Below are 849 nucleotides of genomic sequence, written 5' to 3' on the forward strand. Positions count from 1 at the left end.
CGCCATCATCGAAGAAGAGAGTATTCATACACATAACAACTTATGGCGCGTTTTTGTTGAAGAAGTACCAGAAGTTCTCGCTACACAATCAAAAGATTTTGAGTTTGTTGCCTGGCTAATAGAAGCATTAACTCGGCTTTATGGTTTTAGAGGCATGGGCGTAGGCTACAAAATTGCTAGCGCGTTTGTTGAGTCATATTGGGATGAGCTGCACCCAATGCCTGATGAAGACGGCATAGAAACGCGGATTTCTGCCATCACTGGACTTAATGGTATTGATAGTGAGGGAACGCTGATCTTTCCTCTTGCCTCGATTCCTTTGACGGATATGGGTGTGGAGCAATCTTATGCATATTGGGAGTACCAACAAGCTATTGAACTCGAGCGCTTGGACGAAGACAAGCGAAGAGCACGAGTAGATCAAGGCGCAATTGAATTGTCGCGTATCACTGACACGGTGAAATCAACTTCTGATGAGTTTTACCAGTCTCTGATTGCAGATCTCGAGTTCGCTACAGGTGCTTTTAATGAGTTCAGTCAGCGACTTGATGACGCTGTAGGGGATGTAACGCCTAGCTCATATATTTCAAAAAGAATTGAATCAATACACGCGGCACTTAAGCACTTGTTGGGTAATCGTTTTAAGGATAAGGCTGAGGTCTCCATTTCTGACGAAAATGGTGATGAAGAGTTAGAAGAAGCAAGTCAACAAGCAGTTACTCACCACTCATCTGCGTTATTAGTTACAAACATGCAATCTCGAGAACAAGCTATTCAACAGTTGCAACATGTGGCGGACTTTTTTAGAGAAAGCGAGCCTCACTCACCAGTTTCTTACTCCATCGAACA

At 43.6% G+C, this 849-nt stretch carries 1 protein-coding gene; it reads left to right on the plus strand.

Translation table 11 applies throughout. From position 1 onward, the window contains the following. On the plus strand, nt 1-849 hold an 849-nt coding region (gene tssA, locus R7040_RS25510), incomplete at both ends, for a type VI secretion system protein TssA (protein WP_318097432.1).

Source organism: Vibrio sp. 1069 (assembly GCF_033340555.1).